The organism is Ruegeria sp. AL12, assembly GCF_056540885.1.
The window spans coordinates 1-529 of record NZ_JBQFXN010000204.1 but is presented as its reverse complement, the minus strand read 5'-3'; the positions used below and the strand labels follow the sequence as shown (position 1 = coordinate 529).

Genomic DNA, 529 nt, shown 5'->3' with positions numbered 1-529 from the left:
ACACTCTGCATGGAAATAAGGGGTCGGATACCTATGTGTTCACGCGTGGCGATGGTCAGGACTCGATTGAAGACAACGGATTTCGCGACACGGATAAGCTGGTTCTCCATGGGTACACACCGGACGAGATATCGGTCTCAAAACCTGCGGCAAACAGCAACACTGCCATTTTGACCTTTGCGGGGACCACCGATCAGATCACGATCATCAACACGCTCAGCAATGACTCGTCCGACGGCATTGAGCAGATTGTGTTCGACGACGGTACGATCTGGACCATGCAGGACTTGCGCGACGCTCTGCTGGCAGCGGATGCGACATCCGGTGATGACATCATCTACGCTTACGGCACTGACGATGTGATCAACGGGCAAGCGGGCGATGATGTGATCACTGCTCACAATGGCAACGACGTGATCACCGGTGGTCTGGGCAACGACACTCTGCATGGAAATAAGGGGTCGGATACCTATGTGTTCACGCGTGGCGATGGTCAGGACTCGATTGAAGACAACGGATTTCGCGACAC

General features: G+C 54.3%; 1 protein-coding gene. It reads left to right on the top strand.

Annotated elements, in window-relative coordinates; genetic code table 11:
• A partial coding sequence (locus ACR0C6_RS22235; RefSeq protein WP_480621377.1) for a calcium-binding protein occupies positions 1-529 on the top strand: 529 nt, incomplete at both ends.